Source organism: Actinokineospora cianjurensis, from assembly GCF_003663795.1.
Taxonomy (GTDB): domain Bacteria; phylum Actinomycetota; class Actinomycetes; order Mycobacteriales; family Pseudonocardiaceae; genus Actinokineospora; species Actinokineospora terrae.
This window is the reverse complement of record NZ_RCDD01000001.1, coordinates 2,642,313-2,663,586: the sequence shown is the minus strand read 5'-3', so window position 1 is coordinate 2,663,586 and position 21,274 is coordinate 2,642,313. Positions and strand designations below refer to the sequence as shown.

At 71.6% G+C, this 21,274-nt stretch carries 15 protein-coding genes; 7 read left to right on the top strand and 8 right to left on the bottom strand.

Features of this window, described 5'->3' with window-relative positions:
- Positions 1 to 103: 103 nt before the first annotated feature.
- The 3 genes from CLV68_RS11905 (at position 104) to CLV68_RS11895 (ending at position 3,691) form a co-directional block, all read left to right on the top strand.
- The gene (locus CLV68_RS11905) at positions 104 to 1,582 is read left to right on the top strand and encodes an MFS transporter (protein WP_121390409.1); all 1,479 of its coding nucleotides are present in this window, start codon (positions 104 to 106) and stop codon (positions 1,580 to 1,582) included.
- Between the two features lie 67 nt (positions 1,583 to 1,649).
- Positions 1,650 to 3,146: an AMP-binding protein gene (locus CLV68_RS11900; RefSeq protein WP_121390408.1), complete on the top strand. Its 1,497-nt coding sequence runs from the start codon at positions 1,650 to 1,652 to the stop codon at positions 3,144 to 3,146.
- Between the two features lie 53 nt (positions 3,147 to 3,199).
- Positions 3,200 to 3,691, top strand: coding sequence for a nuclear transport factor 2 family protein (locus tag CLV68_RS11895; protein ID WP_121390407.1), 492 nt, complete (start codon positions 3,200 to 3,202; stop codon positions 3,689 to 3,691).
- A gap of 241 nt (positions 3,692 to 3,932) precedes the next feature.
- On the opposite strand, the gene CLV68_RS11890 is transcribed toward CLV68_RS11895, so the two are convergent.
- The 3 genes from CLV68_RS11890 to CLV68_RS11880 are packed head-to-tail and all read right to left on the bottom strand — an operon-like array spanning position 3,933 to position 7,152.
- The gene (locus CLV68_RS11890) at positions 3,933 to 5,129 is read right to left on the bottom strand and encodes an acyl-CoA dehydrogenase family protein (protein ID WP_121390406.1); all 1,197 of its coding nucleotides are present in this window, start codon (positions 5,127 to 5,129) and stop codon (positions 3,933 to 3,935) included.
- A gap of 17 nt (positions 5,130 to 5,146) precedes the next feature.
- The gene (locus CLV68_RS34680; protein WP_211346470.1) at positions 5,147 to 6,652 is read right to left on the bottom strand and encodes an FAD-binding oxidoreductase; all 1,506 of its coding nucleotides are present in this window, start codon (positions 6,650 to 6,652) and stop codon (positions 5,147 to 5,149) included.
- Complete coding sequence (locus tag CLV68_RS11880; protein WP_211346469.1) at positions 6,649 to 7,152, bottom strand: flavin reductase family protein; 504 nt, start codon at positions 7,150 to 7,152, stop codon at positions 6,649 to 6,651. The genes CLV68_RS34680 and CLV68_RS11880 overlap by 4 nt, the downstream gene beginning before the upstream one ends.
- Before the next feature lie 226 nt (positions 7,153 to 7,378).
- Between CLV68_RS11880 and CLV68_RS11875 the strand changes: the two genes are divergently transcribed.
- Complete coding sequence (locus tag CLV68_RS11875; RefSeq protein ID WP_211346468.1) at positions 7,379 to 7,867, top strand: TIGR03618 family F420-dependent PPOX class oxidoreductase; 489 nt, start codon at positions 7,379 to 7,381, stop codon at positions 7,865 to 7,867.
- Here CLV68_RS11875 and CLV68_RS11870 read toward each other — a convergent pair.
- A complete protein-coding gene (locus tag CLV68_RS11870) occupies positions 7,830 to 8,846 on the bottom strand; it encodes an AraC-like ligand-binding domain-containing protein (RefSeq protein ID WP_170224230.1) in 1,017 nt (338 codons plus the stop codon). The genes CLV68_RS11875 and CLV68_RS11870 overlap by 38 nt on opposite strands.
- Positions 8,847 to 9,189: 343 nt before the next feature.
- On the opposite strand from CLV68_RS11870, the gene CLV68_RS11865 reads away from it, so the two are divergent.
- Both CLV68_RS11865 and CLV68_RS11860 read left to right on the top strand, forming a co-directional pair.
- On the top strand, positions 9,190 to 10,734 hold the full coding sequence (locus CLV68_RS11865; protein ID WP_121390403.1) for an FAD/NAD(P)-binding protein: 1,545 nt from the start codon (positions 9,190 to 9,192) through the stop codon (positions 10,732 to 10,734).
- Between the two features lie 28 nt (positions 10,735 to 10,762).
- Entirely contained in the window at positions 10,763 to 11,572 is an 810-nt protein-coding gene (locus tag CLV68_RS11860) for a class II aldolase/adducin family protein (RefSeq protein WP_121390402.1), read from the top strand.
- Positions 11,573 to 11,658: 86 nt separating this feature from the next.
- On the opposite strand, the gene CLV68_RS11855 is transcribed toward CLV68_RS11860, so the two are convergent.
- The 3 genes from CLV68_RS11855 to CLV68_RS11845 form a co-directional block, all read right to left on the bottom strand.
- Positions 11,659 to 13,518: a sigma-70 family RNA polymerase sigma factor gene (locus tag CLV68_RS11855; RefSeq protein ID WP_121390401.1), complete on the bottom strand. Its 1,860-nt coding sequence runs from the start codon at positions 13,516 to 13,518 to the stop codon at positions 11,659 to 11,661.
- Between the two features lie 4 nt (positions 13,519 to 13,522).
- Complete coding sequence (locus CLV68_RS11850; RefSeq protein WP_092782871.1) at positions 13,523 to 13,840, bottom strand: YciI family protein; 318 nt, start codon at positions 13,838 to 13,840, stop codon at positions 13,523 to 13,525.
- Positions 13,841 to 13,980: 140 nt separating this feature from the next.
- Positions 13,981 to 16,251, bottom strand: coding sequence for an LPXTG cell wall anchor domain-containing protein (locus CLV68_RS11845; RefSeq protein WP_147459953.1), 2,271 nt, complete (start codon positions 16,249 to 16,251; stop codon positions 13,981 to 13,983).
- A gap of 211 nt (positions 16,252 to 16,462) precedes the next feature.
- Here CLV68_RS11845 and CLV68_RS11840 point away from each other — a divergent pair, with 211 nt between their 5' ends.
- Entirely contained in the window at positions 16,463 to 17,278 is an 816-nt protein-coding gene (locus CLV68_RS11840; RefSeq protein ID WP_121390399.1) for a hypothetical protein, read from the top strand.
- 85 nt (positions 17,279 to 17,363) lie between these two features.
- Here CLV68_RS11840 and CLV68_RS11835 read toward each other — a convergent pair whose 3' ends face one another.
- Positions 17,364 to 21,155 (bottom strand): response regulator, encoded by a 3,792-nt coding sequence (locus CLV68_RS11835; RefSeq protein ID WP_246009771.1) that lies wholly within the window; start codon positions 21,153 to 21,155, stop codon positions 17,364 to 17,366.
- Positions 21,156 to 21,274: the final 119 nt, after the last annotated feature.

The following is a 21,274-nucleotide window of genomic DNA, read 5'->3' as shown; positions in this document are numbered from 1 at the left end:
GCACGGTCATCGGGGCGGCTGACCGCGCGAGAGTTTTGTACCTCAAGTTCAAAAATTGTTTCCGCCCGAGACCCTGTAGTTCAACCTGGAGTGGGGAAAAGCCATGACCGCGTCACAGGAAGCGACGCCGCAGGAGACGCCGCCGCCGGTGGTGGACCCGAAGTCCGAGGTGGCCGAGCCGAAGGCCACCGACGGCGAGAAGTGGAGTGGCAGGCTCTGGGCCACCCTGATCGTGCTGTGCAGCGCCATGTTCCTCGACGCGCTGGACAACGCCATGGTCGGCATCGCGGTGCCGCCCATCCAGCAGGAGCTGGGCATGTCCACCTCGTCGGTGCAGTGGGTGGTCAGCGCCTACGTGCTCGGCTTCGGCGGGTTCCTGCTGCTCGGCGGCCGGATGGCCGACCTGGTCGGGCGGCGCAAGGTGTTCCTGGTCGCCGTCGCCATCTTCGGCATCGCCTCGCTGATCGGCGGCCTGGCCACCGACGGGTTCCTGGTCATCGCGGCCCGGTTCGTCATGGGTGTGGCCGCGGCGTTCACCGCGCCCGCGGGTCTGGCGATCATCCTGACCCAGTTCCCCGAGGGCGCCGCGCGCAACAAGGCCGTCGCCATCTACACCGCCTGCGGCGCGTTCGGCTTCTCGCTCGGCCTGGTCGCCGGTGGTCTGCTCACCGAGATCGGCTGGCGCTGGACCTTCCTGCTGCCGGTGCCGATCGCGCTGGCCATCCTCATCGGTGCCTCCGTCCTGGTCCGCAAGGACGAGGCGGCCACCGGCAAGCGCCACTACGACATCCCCGGCGCCATCAGCGTCACCGGCGCGATGCTGCTGCTGGTCTTCACCATCGTGCGCGCCCCCGAGGTCGGCTGGGTCTCGGCGCAGACGCTGCTGCAGTTCGCGGGCGTCATCGTGCTGGTCGTGGCGTTCGTGCTGATCGAGCGCAACACCGCCAACCCGCTGATCCGACTCGGCTTCCTGCGCAACGGCGGCCTGATCGGCGCGGCGCTGACCGCGGCGGCCATCCTGGGCACCTACATGAGCTTCCAGTTCATCGGCTCGCTCTACCTGCAGGACACCCGGGGCTGGTCGCCGCTGGAGATGGCGCTGGCCTTCCTGCCCTGCGGCGTCCTGATCGCCATCATCGCCCCGCGCGCCGGTGGCCTGCTCGGCAGGTTCGGCCCGAAGTGGATGATGTTCGCGGGCTTCGTCGCCTACACGCTGGCCTACATCTCCTTCCTGCGCATCGACACCGACTCCAGCTACGTCGCGGTGCTGCTGCCCACCATGCTGCTCATCGGCGTGGCCTTCCCGCTGTCGTTCACCGGCTCGTACGTGCAGGCCACCAGCGGTGTGGCCGACTCGGAGCAGGGCCTGGCCGCGGGTGTGCTGCAGACCGGCTACCAGGTCGGCGCGGCGCTGCTGCTGGCCGTGGTCACCGCCACCATGGCGGCGGGCCAGGGCGGCGCCGGTGCGACGAACACCATTGACAGCTACCACAACGGCATGTACGTGATCACGGGTGTCTCGGCGTTGACGCTGCTGGCCACCTTGGTCTCGGCGCTGCGCCGCAAGCGCGTCGCCGCTTAGTACCCCACCGCGGTGCGGGGCGTGCCGACCGGCGCGCCCCGCACTGCTGCGGAGAAGGAGGGGTTCCATGTCGGAGCTGTCGGTCATCCACGGCGGGCCGTCCCCGCAACTGGACGCGCACGGCCTCGGCGAGGTGCTCACCAGGGCGGCGGCCCGCTCGATCGGGACCGCGATCCACTTCATCGCCGCGGACGGCACCGAGTCGCGGCTGTCCTACGCCGACCTGCTCGACGCCGCCTGCCGGGTGCTCGGCGGGCTGCGCCGGGCCGGGGTGCGCGTCGGCGAGCGGGTCGTGGTGCACCAGGCGGACAACCGCGACCTGGTGACCGCGTTCTGGGCCTGCGTGCTCGGGGGTTTCGTCGCCGTGCCCACGGGTGCGGCGCCGACCGGGCTCGGTCCCGAGTACCGCTGGCTGGTGTCCGACGAGCCGCTGCCGCGCGGCCCCAGGTGGGTCGGCCCGGTGGCCAAGCTCGTCGAGGGCCAGCCGGACAAGGACCGGGTGCAGACCGAGCTGGACGACGCCGTCCTGCTGACCAGCACCGCGGGCAGTTCGGGGGAGCCGAAGTCGGTTCCGCTGACCAACCGCAACGTACTGAGCCGGTCGGCGGCCACCATCGAGGACAACGGCCTCGACGAGCACGAGGTCACCTTCAACTCCATGCCGCTCGACCACGTCGGCGGCCTGGTGATGTTCCACCTGCGCGACACCCAGTTGGCCTGCACGCAGGTGCACGCGCACCGGCTGTGGATCACCGAGGACCCGGCGCGCTGGCTCGACATCGCCGACCGGTTCGGTGTCACGGTCGCCTGGGGTACCACGTCCGCGCTGGAGGCGATCGCCGAGCGCGCGGGCACCGGCACCTGGGACCTGACCGGCCTGCACTACGTGATGAACGGCGGCGAGCCGGTGCGCGCCGCCACCCTGCGCCGGTTCACCGCGGCCCTGGCGCCGTTCGGCCTCCCGTCGGACGCCGTGCGGCCGGGCTGGGGCATGTCCGAGACCTCGGCCGGGGTGATCGACCTGCGGGTCGACCCGGCCGCGGTGACCGACCCGGTCCCGGTCGGCAGGCCGCACGCGGGGATCTCCGTCCGGGTCGTCGACGACAACGGCGTCGTCGTCGAGGTCGGCACCGAGGGGCGGATGCAGGTCCGCGGCGACTCGGTGACCCCCGGCTACGCGGACATCGGGAGCACACCGTTCACCGTGGACGGTTGGCTCGACACCGGTGACATCGCGTTGGTGCGCGACGGACTGCTCACCATCACCGGCACCACCGCTGGCGCGTTGCGCGTCGGCGGGCGGTCGCACCACGCGAGCGCGATCGAGGCGACGGTGTCCGAGCTCCCCGGTGCCCGCAAGGGGTCCGTGGGCGCGGCGGTCGGCGCGGACGGCCTGGTGCTGTTCGTCGAGGGCGCGCCGGACGAAGGTGCCGTGCGCTCGGCGGTGCGGGAGGGCCACGGGGTCGACCCGAGCCGGGTGGTCTACCTGGCCGACGGGGAGTTCCCCAAGACCCGCACCGGCAAGCCGCGGCGGGCCGCACTGCGCGGTCTCGCCGCGATCTGACCTCCACACCGGACAGTCAGTCAGCAACACACCCCCACCGAAGAAGGAGAACCGTGTACGTCACGACGGACACCGCGCTGGCCGCCGACACCGCGTCCGCGCTGCAGGAACTGGTCGACCGGCAGGAGATCGTCGACACCCTGCACCGCTTCGCCTTCGGCCGCGACCTGGGCGACCGGGCGCTGTTCGAGTCGGCGTTCACCGCGGACGCCGAGTTCGACTTCCGGCCTGCGGCGACCAAGTGCGGGCTGGAGGTGCCGCTGTTCGAGGGCATCGAGATGATCGCGGGCATCGTGCTCGACCCGCGGCTGCACACCACGCACAGCGTCACCAACACCCGGGTCAGCGTGGACGGTGACACCGCCAGCCTGTCGGCGATCGTGGAGGCGCAGCACCTGCCCGCCGACGACCACAGCAGGCACGCGCTGTTGAAGAACCTCTACGCCGCGACCCTGGTGCGCGACGGGAAGCGCTGGCGCATCAAGCACGTCACGATCGACAACGTGTGGTACACCGGCGACCCGCAGGTCATCGTCGGCGCGTAACGCGACAACGGAGTGTTACGGGAGCTGGAGTGGACAGCGAAGCGTTCCGGAACCGATACAGGCAACGGAACCCAGCCACATGAACAGGTTCCCGACCACACCGCTGTGATAGCCCAGTAGCACCAACGAGGTCTGCCGTCCTCCCGCCGGGGACGGGCAGCACAACGGCCCCGCGATGACCATCGCGGGGCCGTTGCGTTGCGCACTGATGTCCACAAGGACGACGCCTACTGCACAGTGTCTACTGGACGATGCCGAGGCTGAACGGGTTGCTGGGCGTGCCGCCGAGCAGGTGCGCGCCGACCGACTGCAGGACCTGGTCCTGGGCGATGACGTGCTGGCGCATGGTCTGCGCGTCGCGCAGCCAGCGGTCGAGCGGGGACGGCTTGTAGATGGACGCGGTGGCCACCAGGTCGGCGAGCTTGATGACGATCGAGCGGGCGACCCGGAAGGCGTTGGTGCGGGCCAGCACGGTGGCGACCCGCTGGTCCGGGGTGAGCTCGATGCCCGCGTTGAGCAGCTCCCACTGGGTGCGCAGCGAGCCGTAGACCTGCTCGCGGACCGCGCCGAGCTCCATCTCCGCCTCGGCGATGGTGTACTGGATGCGGTAGATCTCCGACCACGGCACGCCGCTCATCCGGTCGGTGCGGGTGACCGCGAGCTCGCGGACGAAGTCGAGCACGGCGCGGGCCAGGCCGAGCGGGACGCCGGGCATGTTGCGCAGGATGGCGTCCGGGGTGGAGTTGGGGCCGGAGACCGTGGCGGTGGCGAAGCTGAACGAGTGCGCCTCGGGGACGAACAGGTCGACGGCCTCGTAGTCGCGGCTGCCGCTGCCCGCCAGACCGGTGGTGTGCCAGGTGTCGTGCACGACGAACTGGTCGCGCTTGGCGATCAGGATGCGCCAGTGCATCGGCTGCCCGGTGGGGCTGGGCTCCGGCTCGCCGTCGGTGTGGACGAAGGCACCGGCCACGACGTAGTCGGCGTGGGTGATGCCGCTGCCGAAGCCCCAGCGGCCGTTGAGCGTGAACCCGCCCGGGACGCGGTCGGCGCGGCCGATCGGCAGGATCAGGCCCGCGGTCACCGTGTCGTCGTTGGTGAACAGCTCGGCGGAGACCTCCTCGCCGAGGAAGCGGGCGTAGAGCGGGGTGTCCATGCCGATCATGGCGCACCAGGCCGCGGAGATGTCGCCGGTGGCGAGGGTCTCGATGAACTGGGTCTGCTCCATCGGGTTGAGCTCGGGGCCGCCCTTGTCCTTGGGCAGTGCCACCCGGAAGGCGCCGGTCGAGCGCAGCAGCTCCACCACGTCGGCGGGCAGGCAGCGCTCGCGCTCGATGTCCACCGACCGCTCGCGCAGCAGGGGCACCGCGGCCCTGGCCCTGGCCAGGACGTCCTGCGCGGTCAGCGGCGCGGTGGTCTCAACGGTGTCGACAATGGTCATTGCGTGCCCTTCCTGGCCTAGAGGTAGCGACCGGGCGCGATGACCCCGGTCGGGTCGAGGGAGTCCTTGAGCCGCCTGGCGAACGCCCTGGCGCTCGGTCGGCCCCCGACCCGGTCGATCCACTCGTGGTGGTCGACGTCGAGTCGGTAGGGCAGGAAGCCCTGCTCGGCGAACAGTTCGTACAACCGGTCCAGTGCCCGGTGCGCCGCTTGGGCGTCCGCGCGGTCGAACTTCATGGCGACCACGAGGTCGACCAGGTCGTCGCCGAGGACGTTGCCGGTGCCGCCCGCGAGGATCCCGGTCTCGGCGTGCACCTGGCCGAGCAGCCGCTCGGCGGTGACCACGGCCTCGGCGGTGAAGGGCAGCAGCGGCAGGAAGAACAGGAAGCCCAGGTCGGTGTCGAGCTGGTCGGCCCGCATGCCCATCTTCTGCTCGAACACCCGGTCGGAGACGTCCGGGTCGCCGAGGTAGGAGCGCTCGACGAGGCTGGTGACCTCGTGGTGCGGCGCGTCGGGGTCGGTGGCGTCGGTGGTGGACACCTCGGTGAACACACCGGACTTGACGGCCTCGTCGGCGATGATGGCGCTCAGCGCGGCCACCGACGCCTCGGTGCCGTCGACCGGGACGTGCGCGAGGAACTGACCGGGAGCGCTGCCGTACCCGCGCGCGGCGGTCGGGTTGTAGAACTTGGGCACGCCAGAGGCGAGCCCCTGGGAGACCCAGCGGCGCAGCAGCGCGGTGGCGGGGCCGAGGTTCTCGGGGGTGTGGTTGAGCCGCACCACGCGCAGCGCCTCGGGCCGCGGCAGCAACCGGACGGTCGCGCCGGTGACGATGCCCAGGTTGGACTGGACGAACAGCTGCACCAGCGACGGGCCGAGGGTGTGCGGGTACACCGGGGTCTTGCGCTCGGCCTCCGGCCACCACCCGACGTGCACCAACTCGCCGTCCGGCAGCACGACCTCCAGGCCGACCAGGTCCTCGACCCGCTGGTGGCGCAGGCCGACACCGCGGTCGAGCGCGTTGCCCAGGACACTGGAGTGCGCGGTGGAGACGGTCACGTTGACCATCCGGTCGGTGTCGGCGAGCAGCCCGGCCAGGTGACCCTGGGTGACACCGGGCTCGACGACCGCCCAGCCCGCGGCGACATCGATGTCGCGGATCGCCGAGAGCCCGGACAGGTCGAGCGCGACGACGTCGTCCGTCGCGGACTCCCGCGACCCCAGACCCCAGTTGCGCCCGGTGCTGTAGGCGTGCAGCGACACCCCACCCGCGGCGGCGGCGAACGCCCGCACGACGCGCTGGGCCTCGTCCGCGGTGCTCGGCCGGACCGTGGCGACGATGTCGCGCTGGCGGAACAGCCCGGTGTTGTCGCCCGGTCCGCCCCTGCTCACCCGGTCGGCGCCGACGATGCCCTCGGCCGCGGCCAGTGCCGCCGCCGCACCGGCTGCCTGCGACTCGGCGCCGTTGTGCGACGTCGCGTTTGCCGTTTCCGATGTCGCGCTTGCTGTCTCCGATGCGGTCATCGGGTCCGAACCTCCCTGTCGTGCCGGTTGGCGCCGCCTGCGCCAACGGCGTGGTACTCGCCGTGCAGGAAAACCAGGGGTGGGCGCCGGTCCTGGCTGCCGGTGGCCAGCACGTCGCCGATGAGCAGCGTGTGGTCGCCGACCTCGACGACCTGCCGCAGGCCGCACTCCAGCCAGCTCGGCCCGTCGAGCACCAGCGCGCCCGTGTGCTCACCGGGCACCGCCGACACCGTGGCCAGCGCCGCCCTGCGGTGCTCGCGCTTGGTGGCGAACGCCCTGGCGACGTCGGACGCCCCGATGTCCAAAATGGACACCGCCCAACTGCCGCTGACCAGCAGGTCTGCCAGGAACACCGAGTCCTGGCGCAGGCAGACCGACACCAGCGGCGGGTCCAGAGAGAGCGAGGTGAGCGAGTTGACGGTCACCGCGTCGTGCTCCGGACCGTTCGGACCGTCGACCTTGGTGCTCATCACGCACACACCGGTTGCGAAGTTCCGCATGGCTACGCGCAAGTCAACGCCCACCGCAGGCTCCTACTCGGAAGTCTTGTGCTCGGTCGATGCCGTACCGGGGGCCGCGTGCGCGCCGTGGGCGGCAGGCGATCCCCATCACCTGCGCTGCCCCATCCCGTCGCCACCGATAGTATCCGCGCGGGGTGCGCCTGCCGTGGTGCTTGCGCGCACGCTCTCTGCTCATTTCACGCACAGGACGAGGGGTGTGGTCCGCATGGCGGGCAAGGGGATCGACACGGAGTCAGGGCTGGCCAGGGTGGTCGCGCTGGCGTCCACACAGGACTGGTTGGCGGTGTTGGTGACGCGGCGCGCCGACGGGGAGCCCGCGACATCGGTGGTGAACGTCGGGGTGGTCGAGCACCCGGTCACCGGTGAGCGCGTGCTGGCACTGGTCTCGCGCGGCGGTACCACCAAATTGCGCAACCTGCGGCGAACCCCGAAGGCGACGCTGGTGTTCCGCGCGGGCTGGGACTGGATCGCGGTCGCGGGCGGGGTGGAGATCGCCGGACCGGACGACGCGCACGAGGGCGTGTCCGCCGAACGGCTGCCGTCGTTGCTGCGGGAGATCTACACCGCGGCGGGCGGGCAGCACGACGACTTCGAGGTCTACGACCGGGAGATGGCCGCCGACCGCAGGGCCGCGGTGTTCGTGCGGCCGGAGCGGTTCACCGCCAACCCGGTGCCACACGACCGAGAGGACTGAGCGGGCTGAGCCCGGCGGTCTCGCCGCGCGTCCTGCGGTACTCGCGCGGCGAGACCCCGTACTTCATCCGGAACAGCCTGCTGACCTGCGAGGCGTCGACCAGGCCCCAGCGCTCGGCGATGGCCGAGACGGTGAGGTGGTCGTAGCGGGGGTTGACCAGGTCGGTGCGCAGCCGCTCCAGCCGCTGGTCGCGGATCCAGCGGGCCGGGCTCGACCCCTGCTCGGCGAAGAGGACCTGCAGGTAGCGCAAGGAGATGTTGTGGCGGCGGGCCAGCATCGCCGGGCTCAGCGCACTGTCGCCCATGTGCTCCTGCGCGTATCCGCAAATCCGCAGCACCAGCAGCTGCCGCGCGGCGGCCGGGTCGACCACCGACGAGCACAGCCGCTCGGCGAACAGCGTGGTGATCATCCCGCCGACGGTGGTGCCCAGCGGTTCGCGGGCGGCGTCGTCGAGCTCGGCGAGGTGGTAGCCGAGCGCGGCGAAGGTGTGGCTGGCCAGCGCGCCGACCCCGGTCTTGCCGTTCCACGGCGCCGCGGTGATGGAGCTGGTCTTCTGCGGGGTCATCCCCAGGGAGCGGTGCGGGGCGCGCACCCCGACCATGGTGAACGGCTGCGGCATGGCCAGTGTGTAGGGCCTGCTGCTGTCGAAGGCGACCAGGTCGCCGGTGCGCACGGTGATGTCGGTGCCGTCCTGGCAGAGCCGGGCGGTGCCGTTGAGCAGGGTCACCACGTAGACGTGACCGCCCTCGTTGCTGGCGACCCGGTCGTGGCGCACCACCGCGTGCGGGTCCGCGGTGATCCGCGACACCCGCATGGTGCCGAACACCCTGGTGGCGATGGTGCCCGCGCCGAAGCGGTCCCGGTCGCCGATGACCTGCAGCGTGCCGCAGACCCGGCGGACCTCGTCGCCCCACAGGTCGAACGCGCGCGCCGGTTCGATAACCGGCGACGCGGCAACCGCGACGGACGCATTGGTCACTGGCCGACCCCCGGGATCTTCTGTTGGACCATGGCCGGGCAAACTCCGCCCGCGAGCGTACCGGAGCCGACTAACCCGGTGACTGGTTTTTGGGAATCACCCAAAACCGTACAGCCAGATGCATCACAATACGATCACTGTAGGTATACAGGGGGTAACTCGTCGTCTACAGGGGTACCGCTGCGCTTATTCGCAACTGACTGCGCGCGAGATCGCTAACCCGACCCCAACCCCGGCGGTAATGTGAGGCCGAACAGTGCGACAAGGATGCTCTTTTTGCGCGCACTGATTACGCCGGGCTGGCGTTTGACACCACCGGGGGTTCGGATAACAAAGGGGGGACATGTCGTCCTTATCCAGAATTGGCGTGGTCGGCGGCGGTGCGTCCGCGGTGTGCCTGCTCGACGCGCTCGCGGCGCGGACCGACTTGGCACCGGGCGCGATCACCGTGTTCGAGCCGTCGAAGCACCTGTGGCGGGGCAGGCCGTACCAGCCTGATCTCGATGTCGTCCGGGTCAACGCGACCCCGCAGGACATGTCGGTGCGGGCGGGTGATGATCACCACATGGCGGACTGGCTGGCGGGCCGGAACCTGTTCGAGGGTTCACGTTCGGCCTATAGCGACCCGCTGTCGGGGGCCCAGTTCGTCCCCCGCGCGGTCTACGGGGATTACCTCGAACAGTCGGCCCGCGCTGCGCTTTTGGCACTAGTGCGGCGCGGCTGGCGGGTGGAATTGGTACGCAACCGGGTGGAGCGGGCGCAGTCCACTCCGGACGGGCTCAGCATGTGGACGGACAAGGGGGTCCGGCACGATGTCGACTACGCTGTCTTCAGCGTGGGAGCGGGCCGACCGGCCGACCTGTACGCGCTTTCCGGACATCCTGGATTCATCGGGGAACCGTATCCCGTTCGGGACTCGTTGAGTGGTATCGCTCCCGACGCCGACATCGCCCTGATCGGCGCTGGGCTCACCGCGGTGGACGTGGTATTGGCGCTGGCCGCGCGCGGTCACCAGGGCCGGATCCGGTTGTTCTCCCGGCGCAACGTGCTGCCCGGGGTCCGCCAGCGGCCGGTGCACCACGTGCTGCGCCACTTCACCCCGGCGCGGTTCCGCGCGCTGGCCGCGCAGGGCGAGCGGCTCACCCTGACCGACCTGGTCGCGGTGATGGCCGCGGAACTGGCTGAGGCGGGCGAGGACATCGCGACCGTGCGCCGCGAGATCGACGCGGTGCGCTCGGAGGACGCCGTCGACCGGCTGCGCAGGCAGTTGGCCGAGGTGGACTCGCCGAGCATCGCGATGCGGATCGTGCAGCAGGCGGTGCCCGAGGCGGGGCCGGACATCTGGCCGCTGCTGACCGAGCAGGACAAGAACCTCGTCCTGGCGGAGAACGACCGCGCGCTGATGAGCCTGTGCTGCCCGATGCCGCCGGGCAACGCGGCGGTGCTGCTGCGGCTGATCGACGCGGGCCAGGTGGAACTGGTCAGCGGGCTGGTGGGGATCGAGCCGACCGGACACGGCTTCCGACTCGCCACCGCCCGCGGCGAGCACACCACCGAGCACCGGGCCGATGTCGTGGTCAACGCGGTGAACGCCCGGCTGCGCAAGCTCTCGGAGAAGGCCACCCCGCTGTTCAGCTCGCTGGTCGCCGGTGGCGCCGCCGAGCCGCACCCGCGCGGCGGCCTGCACGTGGAGCGGGCGACCAGCCGGTTGACCGTCGACGGCGTGCCCAACCCGCGGCTCTACGGCCTCGGCGACCCGACCCTGGGCAGCCTGTTCTTCACCTTCGGCGTGCAGTCGCTGGTGGACCGCGCGGTGGACATCGCCGCCGCGATCAGCGAGCACAGCAGCGCGACCGCGGTCCGCGCCGACGAGCTGCTGCCCGCATGACACCCCCCGAGCTTGGAGGAGTTCTCTGATGTCCACTGTGGAGCAAGCGAAGCCCGGCTACCTCGCCGACACCCACACCGGCCTGCCGATGCCCTCGGCAGCCACCTTCGAGGACCCAGCCGCTGAACGACAGCACCGCAAGCAGCGGTTAACGGCCGCGCTGCGGCTGTTCGGCAAGTACGGCTTCGGCGAGGGCATCTCGGGGCACATCTCGGTGCGCGACCCCGAGCAGCCGAACCTGTTCTGGGTCAACCCGTTCGGCGTGTCGTTCAAGCTGGTCAAGGTCAGCGACCTGATCCTGGTCGACAGCGACGGCACCGTGGTCGATGGCAAACACCCGGTCAACCCGAGCGCGTTCGTCATCCACTCGGCGATCCACGACCTCGGCCCGCACGCGGAGGCCGCCGCGCACGCGCACACCGCGCACTCCAGGGCGCTGGGCGCGCTGGGCAGGCTGCTGGAGCCCTACGACCAGGAGTCGGCGGCGTTCTACCAGGACCAGGTCCTCTACGACGACTACCGCGGCCCGTCGGTCGCCGTCGAGCAGGGCCGCGACATCGCCGAGAAGCTGGGCGACAAGCGGGCGATCCTGCTGCGCCACCACGGTCTGATCACCGTGGGCGGGTCGCTGGAGGAGGCAGTGCACTGGTTCTTCACCTTCGACAGCTGCGCCGAGGTCCAACTGCTGGCCCTGGCCGCCGGTGACCCCAAGCCGATGGCGCACGAACAGGCCATCGCCGCCAAGGACGGCTTCGGCGACCGGCAGCTTGGCTGGTTCAGCTTCCAGCTCCTCTGGGACGAGATCGTCGCCGAGCAGCCCGACTTCCTCGACGAATAGCCACCTCCGCCGACACCGCCCGCCTGCGGTGTCGCGCCGGTAGGGGTGTGGTTCATCCCCATTTCCCGCGCCCCTACCGGTGGTGGCTACTTCCGCAGCGCGCCCAACGTGAGACCGGTGGCGCGCTTGAACAGGTACTCGGCCCGCTCGTAGGACAACCGGCCTCGACCGGTGACGGGGCAGAGGTCTCCTTCCCGCGGCGGACGCCCGGGGCCGGGGCGGCGGTCGGCGAGGAACAGCGGGCCCGCGGCCCGGCCCGCCAGGACTTGCGGTAGGAGGTGGGCCGCGTCCTCGCGCCACCGCAGGGAGATCGGGCCGGTGGCGCGGCGGGCGGGTAGGTCGAGGTCTTCGACGTTGAGATCCAGGACTGCCCGGACGGGGGCGCCGGACTCGCGCAAGAGTGTCCACAGTAGGCGCTCACGTGGCGGGGCGTCGGGTAGCTGCCACACGTGATCGAGGTCGACGACAGCCGTGGGCCTCTTGACCTCCTTTCGCCTGTCCACAGTGGAAGTCAGGTCCGGGATGCCCGCCCAGGAGCAGAACGAGCGCAGGGCAGCCCGGTGCCGGTTCCAGGTCTTCGGGGACGCGGTGGACCACGCCGCGGTGAACATGGCGGCGATGTCCTGGGGTGTCAGGGCCGCGATCGGGGTTCGGTCGCCGACAGCCTTGCGGAGTCTGGCCAGGGTTTGGGCATAAGAGCGCAGGGTTGAGCGGTCGAGGTCGGGTCTGGTGAGGAAGCCAGCGGCGGTGTCGACCAACACGCGGCCGACAGGTGTGGCGGCCTCGGTTGAGCGGCGGCGCAAGAACGCCTGCTCTGAGGCGTTGTCGGTGAGGGTGGCGGCGCGTTCGAACTCGCGGGCCGCTTCCGGGTGGCGGCCCAGGCGCAGGAGCAGGTCGCCGCGGGTGCTGGGGTGCAGGTGGTAGTCGCGCAGGTCGTCGGTGAGGGAGTCGACCAGGGCCAGACCGGCCTCGGGGCCGTCGGCCATGCCGACGGCGACGGCGCGGTTGAGGCGGACCACCGGTGTCGGTACCAAGTGGACCAACGCGTCGTAGAGGGACACGATCCGCGCCCAGTCGGTCTCCTCGGCCGATCGCGCCCCCGCGTGGCAGGCGGCGATCGCGGCCTGCAGCACGTACGGCCCGGGCGGCCCGCTCCCCCGAGCCCGCAGCAGAGCCGTGAACCCGCGCCGGATCAGCAACTGGTCCCACCGCCCGCGGTTCTGCTCGTGCAACCGGACCGGCTCGCCGCCGGGCCCGGTCCGCGCCGCCGACCTGGACGCCTGCAGCTCCATCAGCGCCACCAGGCCGTGCACCTCGGGGTCGTCCGGGACGAGTTCGGCGAGCACCCGGCCCAGCCGCAACGCTTCCAGGCACAGTCCGGGCCGCAGGAGGTCATCGCCCGAGGTCGCCGAGTAGCCCTCGTTGAACACGAGGTAGATGACCTCCCGCACCGACCCGAGCTGCCCGGCCGCACGCGGCGGTTCGGCGGCAAGGGCCCGCTTCGCGCGGGCCACCCGGTCCGCGATCGTCCGCGCGTCGACCAGGAACGCCCTGGCGATCTCCTCGGTCGTCAACCCGCACACCAGCTTGAGCGTCAACGCGACCCGCTGCACCGTGGGCAGCACGGGGTGGCAGGCGAGGAACACCAGCCGCAGCACGTCGTCGCCGCTGTCGGCGTCCTGCGCCCGCTCCTCCTCGCCCGCCGCCACGATCCGCTTGGCCCGCCGGAGGTGGTCAAGCGCGCGGCGCTTGGCGACCGTGGTCAGCCACGCCCCCGGGTTGTCCGGCACCCCGTCGCGCGGCCACTGCTCCAGCGCCGCGACCAGCGCGTCCTGTGCCAACTCCTCCGCGAGCCCGACGTCGCCGACCATCCTGGTCAGGGCACCGACCACCCGCGCCGCCGCCAGCTTCCAGGCGGCGTCGAGGGTGCGGTGGACGTCGACCACGGGACTAGAAGACCTGCTGGATGACGCTCTCGCCGTCGCCGACGATGCGCCGGAACCGCTTGGTCAGCTCGAGGGCCTCCTCGGCGGAGCGCACCTCGACCAGGGCGAACCCGGCCACCGCCTCCTTGGCCTCGGCGAACGGGCCGTCGGTCACGGTGATCTCGTCGCCGACCGAGGACACCCGGATCCCGGCGGGCGCCAGTCCCCCGGTCGCCAGCAGCACACCGGCCGCGGTCAGCTCCTCCACGAACTTGCCCATCTCCTGGTAGAGGCGCTCGTCGGGGGCCTGGCCGCCTGCCTTGCTCGTCATCAGGTACCGCATGTCGGGTCTCCAGTCCTCGGTTGGCTCTCTGCCTACACCTGTCCGTCGACGGAGTCCATGTGACAGGGAACGCACGCCTGACCTGCGTCAACGCGAGAGGGGGCGACCCAGACGGGCCGCCCCCTCTCCCTAGCGCTCGGTCAACTCTTGCGTCGGCGGCGCTGCCACACCAGCAGCGCGGTACCGGCGACCAAGAGCAGGGCCGCCACGCCGATGAGCCCCAACGGCGCCGCCCCGGTCTGCGCCAGCGGCGGCGACGGGCTGCCCTGCGGCGCGGGCTGGGTCGGCGGGTTCGGTGCCGGTGGGTTCACCGTCGGCTGCTGCGTGGGTGGTTGGGTGGTCGGCGGCTGGGTGGTCGGCGGCTCGACCCGGCGGGCGTTGTCCGCGCCGAGCCAGGACGCGGTGGTGTCCTCGTACTCGACGACGTCGGCGCGGGCGTCGGTGACGGTGTCCGGCAGCGTCGGGTACTGCGCGGTGAAGGTCTCCGCGGGGATGGGCGCGCGCGGCGACTTCCCGAAGTCCACGCCACCGGTGGCGAAGGTGAACGTGAGCACCTCACCGTCCTGTTCGTACTCCCGGGTGAAGGTGTAATCGCCTTCGCGGAAGGACTTCAGGTAGTCCTCGTAGACCTTCTGCTTGCTCCACGGGGTGCGCGCGGGCCACTTGGTGACGTCACCGCTGTCGATGATCGGGGCGTAGGCGTTGGGCTTGGCCTCGTTGCGCTGCCGCAGCCAGGCCGCCGCGACCCGCGCGTGGTAAACGCTGCGCAGGTCCTGGAAGTCCGGCGTCGTGTTGACCGCCTTCTCCACCTCGGGGATCAAGATCTCCTTGATGCGCCCGAAGTTGTACTCCTGGACGTCCTCGGGCTGGGTGCACACCTGGCCGGGCGGCACGGTGATCGCCAGCGGCTCGGCCTGCACCTTCAGCGGCGCGTCGAGGATGTAGAGCTGCCCGCCGTCCTCGCGCACCGACGCGGGCGCGGCCTCGGCCCACACCCGGTAGGTGACCCAGCAGGGCGCGCCGTTGACGTGGCGCAGCGAGTCCCAGAACCGGGTGCCGATCGGGTTGTCCGGCACCATCACCTTCGCCAGCACGCGCTTCATCCGCAGGTCCGCCTCCAACAGGACCCGACCGGCGTCGGTGCTCGCGAGCTCGTCGTCGAGGATCTGGTCGGGCTGGTCGGGGTTGAGGTTGACCCAGAACGACGACTCCGGGAGCGCGAGCCAGGTGAACAGCGAGTCCGAGGTCAGCTGCGCCACCTCGAAACCGCCGAACGACGGCTCTTCTTCCTCGTCGAGGTTCTCGTCGGCCTCGAACGCGAACTCGACCGCGCCGCCATCGGGCAGTTCGGCCAGGTACCGCAGCTCCATGGTCGAGAAGTCGATGCCGCCGGGGCGCCGGGGCAGCCCGTCGACCTTGCCGTCGGGCCTCGCGGACCGGCGGGCGAAGTCGTCGTCGACGTCCTGCACCGAGCGCGCCTGCTCGCGGTTGCGGCCCGCGCTGTCGAACAGGTCGGTCGCCGCGCCCTTGCCCGGGTTGGCCGGGGTCGGGTTCAGCAGCCCGGACGACGGTCCCGGCGTCGGCACACCGGGCTTGAGCACCCGCCCGGTCGCCCGGCGCGTCTCGGCGGGCTCGAGGCCCGCGTCGATCAGCGCCTGCCGGGCGGCCCGGCTCGGGTTGCGGCCGAAGACGTACTGGATGCGGTAGCCGTGGCGGCGCGCGAACTCCTGGTCGCGGCGCACCTGCTCGCGGTCGACGCCGCTGCCCGCCTTGAACTCGTAGATCAGCTTCTCGCGGTGGTTGATGGCGTCGTAGAACCGGCCGCTGACCGGGCGGCCCTGGGCGTCGCGGATGCGGTCCTGGCACATCCAGTCGGCGCCGCCGAGCCCGATGTCGCGGGTGGCGTGCCCCTCGAACGCGGTGCCCTTGTTGTCGTTGCCCATGTTCGGCACGTACCGGTTGAGCCACTTCTGGTACGTCAGCGCCTCGCTGGGCTTCTTGCCGACCTGCCCGCCGTCGTTCCAGTCCTTGAGTTCCTTGGCCTTGCGCTTCTGGTAGGCGTTCCAGGTGGTGTAGACGTGTTCCTTGCTGCCGGGCTTGTAGGGCGAGCTGTCCTCGCCGTAGTCGGCCAGGTCCTCCGGGTCGGGCAGGCCGAGTCCGCGCGCCGCCTCGCCGGGGTTGTCGTAGTCGTACCGGCTCGCGTTCTTGGGCGCGGGCACGGTGTTGCCGAACCCGGGCAGCTGGTTGCGCGCGGGCGTCGGTTTGGTGACGTTGAACATGTCCGCGCACCGCTGCGCCGACTGGGCGTCGGCCACCGGCGGCGACCACGTGATGACCGTGGCCAGCACCGCCAGCGCGGCAGCGGCTCCTCTGACTCGCCGGGACAGCGAGCCCCCCTTGGCAGAACTCACAGCGGGTCCCCTCCGGCACGGGGCGTCGTCGACGGCGGCACCCCCTGCCACCTCGATGAATCACCGGACCGTACACCCCCCACCCCGGCCGGGGCAGGCGGTTTCGGCCGTTCCCACCGGCAGTTTCGCGGACCGGGGTCCCATTCACTGGTCAGCGCCCGGTATCCGCTCGGACACCTTGGCGTGGCGGGAAGTTGGTAGGCTCGCGGGTGTGGACCCCGGGGAAGAGTGGCGCGCGGACGTCGACCCGTTCGTCGACCGCCTGCGCGATTTCTACGTGTGCGGCGGATTCCCGCTCGACTACTCGGTGGAGTCGTTGCGGCACCTGGAATCGGCGTTCGTCGAGCGGTTCGTGCCGGGCGCGGACCCGTCGTTCACCGAGTCGGTCGTGGCCTACCTCGGCGAGGCGCTGCGCAGGCTCAGCGGCGGCGAGTGGGAGTGGGACGAGCGCGCGGACGTGCCGGTGGTGGTGCCCGGCGCGCACGTCGGCCCCGGCTTGATCGTCCCGACGCTGCTGATGGGCCAGGCGGTCCAGACCCGCGCGGGCACGATCTTCACCGAGGTCGCCGAGAGCCTGCCGCCGCTGCCGGAGCGCGCGGTCACCCGCTCGACGCACCCGTGGCTGGCGGCGTGGCTCGACGAGCGCGCGGCCAAGTGGGACCGGTGGGCGGCCGACTCGGGGCGTGCGTGGGACTTCTCGGTGGAGTCACTCGACGCCGTGGAGGACCTCGTGCTCACCAGGACCCCGACCCTGGCGGACTTCACCGCCCCCGCCAACGCCGACTTCGTCCAAGGCGCCGCCTGGTACCTCGGCGAGGTGGCCCGCAAACACCGCGCCACCACCTGGGAGTACCACGAGGACCCCCTGGGCTACGAGGTCTCCGGCGACGCCTGGGCTGGCAAGCCCTACATCTCCCAACCGGGCCCGGACGGCCACAGCGTCATCCCGGTGTCCGTCCTGCGCGTAGCGGTGAAAACCGCCACCCCCGGCACCACCCGCACCCGCTTCGCCTGGCTGGTCGCCTGACCGAGACCCACTGGCCCCTGGCACCGGGGACAGCGCCAACCCTGCCCGACCCGAGACCCACCGAGCCGAGTGAACGGCCACCCACTTACGTCTGGTCATTCTCCCGCCGGGGCTGCGGCGCCCCCGGCATCGCGTTCCGACGCAGCACGGCCTCCAATTGCTCCCGTCGCAACGGCTTGGTCAGGAAGTCATCCATCCCCACATCCCGACACCGCTTCTCATCCGAGGCCAACGCCGAGGCCGTCAACGCGATCACCGGCACCTGATTGCGCGGCGCGGGCAACTGCCGGATCTGCGTCGTGGCCTGGTACCCGTCCAGCACCGGCATCTGGCAGTCCATCAGCACCACGTCGTAATCCCCCGTGCTGAGCATGCTCAAAGCCTGCTCGCCGTTCTCCGCCACATCCGCGCTGTATCCCAGTGTGCTCAACATCTGCACCACCACCTGCTGGTTGATGTCGTTGTCCTCGGCCACCAACACCCGCCCCGCGCTCGGCCTGCGCGGCTCAAGGCGGGGCGCCGGTGCCTGTTGGGGTGGTACGACCGGCCCCTCGTCGGCCAGCAAGCGGCCGAGGGCGTCGCGCAGGGCCGCGGCCCGGATGGGTTTGGACAGGTACACGTCCACGCCCATGCGGCGGGCTCGGCGGGATTCCTCCGCTTCCGTGGTGGAGCTGAGGATGCCGAGGCGGGGGGAGCCGGTGGCGGGGTCGGCCTGGATCCGGGCCACCAGTTGGATTCCGTCGAGGTCGGGCATGCGCATGTCGAGCAGGGCCGCGTCGAAGGGTTGGCCTGCCTCGGCCGCGGCGCGCAGGACGGCCATCGCCTCGGCGCCGGTGGAGGCGGTGGCGACCTGGGCGCCCCACGTGCGCAGGAGTTGGGCCACGACCTGCAGGTTGGTGGCGTTGTCGTCGACGACGAGCACCGCGGCGCCGGTGACCGCGCCGCTGGTGCGGGTGGCGGGCAGCGGGGCGGTGGCAGGCGGCAGCGGCAGGGTGAAGTGGAACGCGCTGCCCTCGTCCGGCTTGCTGCGCATCCCGATGGTGCCGCCCATCAGCTCCACCAACTGCCTGCAGATCGCCAGGCCCAGCCCGGTGCCGCCGTAGCGGCGGGTGGTGGACACGTCGACCTGGGTGAAGGCGTCGAACAGGTGCTCCTGGCGGTCGGCCGGGATGCCGATGCCGGTGTCGGTCACCGTGAAGGTCACCCGGTGCCTGCCGTCGGACTGGTCGGCAGGCGGGATCGACACCCACACCACGACCTCGCCGCCCGGGGTGAACTTGATCGCGTTGGACACCAGGTTGATCAGCACCTGGCGGATCCGGTGCGCGTCGCCGTGCAGCGCGGGCGGGATGGCCGGGTGCACCACCGCGGCGATCTCCAGGCCGGGTGTGCGCGCGGTCGGCGCGAGCAGGCTGACCACGTCCTCCACCACCGACCTCGGGTCGAAGTCCACCGGGTCGATCTCCAGCTTGCCCGCCTCCATCTTGGAGAAGTCCAGGATGTCGCTGATCACCTCCAGCAGCGCGTCCGCCGAGCGGCGCAGCGTCGAGACGTAGTCGCGCTGGCGCTGGTCGAGGTCGGTGTCGAGCAGCAGCGTGGACAGGCCGAGCACGCCGTTCATCGGGGTGCGGATCTCGTGGCTCATGTTCGCCACGAACGCGGACTTCATCCTGGACGCGGCCAGCGCCTGGTCGCGGGCGTCGGCCAGGTCCCGCTCGTGCTGCTTGCGCTCGGTGATGTCGCGGACGAACGCGCTGAACACCACCTCCGCGCCGTCGCCCGACCGCCACACGGTCAACTCGGCCGGGAACGTCCACCCGTCCTTGTGCCGGGCGACGACCTCGCTGGTGGTCCCCAGCAGGTGCGGGTCACCGCCGCCCACCACCCGCCGCACCCCCTCGGTGTGCGCGTCGCGCTGCTCGGGTGGCACCACCAGGTCCACCAGCAGCACCCCGAGCGCCTCGGCCGCGGTCCACCCGAAGATCACCTCGGCTTGGGCGTTCCACGACGACACCCGCCCGTCCGGCCGCATCGCGATGAACGCGTCCCCGGCCGCCTGCAGGATCTCCCGCACCTGCTCGCCGCGCGCCGCCAGCCGCACCTCGGCCAACCGCCTGCGCCGCTCGGTCCGCGCCGCCAGCACCAGCGCGCCGAGCAGCACCTGCACGATGAGCGTCGTGATCGCCACGATCCGACCGGTCAGCAACGCCGTGCCCGCGTACGCCTTCGCGGCGTCGATCCTGGCCACGACCGCCCAGCCCAACGCCGGGATCGGCCGGTACACCGCCTGGTACTCGGTCTCGCCCTCCGCCGTGGTCGCCGCACCGCTCCTGCCGCTCAGCGCCGCCTCGACCCCGGCCGTGCCCAACGCGGACACCAGGCCGGGCCCCGGGTCCCGCCCGACCGCCGTGCCCCGGGTGTCGGCCACGACCACCGACACGTCCTGCGCCGCGGCCACCCGGTCCACCAGGTTCGTCAGCGGACCCACCGGGTAGCTGACCGCGATCACCCCGAGCACCCGGCCACCCAGGTCGGTGATCGGCGCGGAGATGGCGATGACGTCCGGGTTGCCCACCACCGCCGACTCGAACGCGCTCGACACGTACGGCCCGCCGCGGCGGATCGCGCCCCGGAAGTAGTCCCGGTCGGCGAACTGGGTGCCCTGCACCACCACCGTCGGCGGCGCGATGGTGATCAACCGGCCGCTCGCGTCGAGCACCCAGGCGGCCAGGAACGGCGGCTGCTGGCCCTGCAGCGAGCGCACCGCGTCGAAGATCGCCGGATCCGGGGCGGTGGCGGAGAACGAGGCCGCGCGCAGGGTCGGGCGCTGCGCGTAGGCGTTGACCAGCGACCCGATCCCGGTCAGCCGGTCCTCCAGCTCGGCGGCGACCACGTCGGTGCTGTGGGTGAGCCTGCGGTCGACCTCCCCGCTGACCATCCCGTTCGCCACGCTGATCGACAGGTACGCCAGCAGCACCACCGGCAGCATCGCCAGCAGGACGAACAACGCGCACAGCCGGACCAGCCGCCTGCGCAGCTCCGCCCGCAGCGCCGGGTCCGTGGGTCCGCTGCGGTGCGAGAGCGGCAGCCGGACCAGCAGCAGCACGGTCACCACCAACGACCCCGCCGCGATCACCACGATGTCCCTGGTGGTCGCGTGCGAGGCGCGCAGCAGCAGCACCACGGGCAGCAGCAGCACGCAGAGGGTGAGCGTCGTCTGGGTCGCCCACTCCGGCCGGTTGCGCGCCGAGGGCACCCGCACCGCGAACCGCGCGCCGACCAGCAACGCCGCCGACAGCAACACGCAGGCGAACTGCCCGCCGAGGCCCGCGCGCGCCAGCACCGCGCCCAACAGCCAGGCCGCGGTCCACGCCAGCAGCCACGGCGCCGCCCGCCACCCGGTGTGCGCGAACCGCGCGGCCATCCCGGCGAACACCGGCACCCACAGCCACAGCGGCACCGTCGACCCGGTGCCCGGGACCGTCCACACCAGGACCCCGACCGCGACCACGACGACACACGCGTCCATGTACGTGAGCACCCCGTGCCGCGCCCGGTACGCCTTCCCCAGCACGAGCACCGCGCCCAACGCCGCCACCGCCGCGGCGGCCGCCACCCACACCCCACCAACCGCCCACGCCGTGGTCGCCACGACCTGCGCGAGCACCAACAACCCCCACGGCCGCCGCCACCCGCGCTCCCCGACCAACAACCCGTACGGCTTCACCGCCACCAGGTCCACCGCGACCAGCGCCACCACCAGCGCCACCCTGGCCCCATCCCCCGGCAACAGGGCGGCGACCACGACCGCGAGCCCGTGCAGCAGGACCCAGGTCCACTGCAGCCCGCGCACCCGCTTGACCGGTGATGCTGTCACCACCCGAGCGTGCGCCACCCCTGCCGCCACGGCGGGCGGGGTTACCCGACCGGGTGAGACATTCACCCCCTGGTGCCGTCCCTGGGTGACGCCCCGGGGCTCGACCCGGGTCGGTCCCT

Bases quoted from the DNA above. Each gene is read 5' to 3' on its own strand.
- CLV68_RS11905 (WP_121390409.1), top strand. From the start codon at position 104: ATGACCGCGTCACAGGAAGCGACGCCGCAGGAGACGCCGCCGCCGGTG.
- CLV68_RS11900 (WP_121390408.1), top strand. From the start codon at position 1,650: ATGTCGGAGCTGTCGGTCATCCACGGCGGGCCGTCCCCGCAACTGGAC.
- CLV68_RS11890 (WP_121390406.1), bottom strand. From the start codon at position 5,129: ATGACCATTGTCGACACCGTTGAGACCACCGCGCCGCTGACCGCGCAG.
- CLV68_RS34680 (WP_211346470.1), bottom strand. From the start codon at position 6,652: ATGACCGCATCGGAGACAGCAAGCGCGACATCGGAAACGGCAAACGCG.
- CLV68_RS11880 (WP_211346469.1), bottom strand. From the start codon at position 7,152: ATGCGGAACTTCGCAACCGGTGTGTGCGTGATGAGCACCAAGGTCGAC.
- CLV68_RS11875 (WP_211346468.1), top strand. From the start codon at position 7,379: ATGGCGGGCAAGGGGATCGACACGGAGTCAGGGCTGGCCAGGGTGGTC.
- CLV68_RS11865 (WP_121390403.1), top strand. From the start codon at position 9,190: ATGTCGTCCTTATCCAGAATTGGCGTGGTCGGCGGCGGTGCGTCCGCG.
- CLV68_RS11860 (WP_121390402.1), top strand. From the start codon at position 10,763: ATGTCCACTGTGGAGCAAGCGAAGCCCGGCTACCTCGCCGACACCCAC.
- CLV68_RS11850 (WP_092782871.1), bottom strand. From the start codon at position 13,840: ATGCGGTACCTGATGACGAGCAAGGCAGGCGGCCAGGCCCCCGACGAG.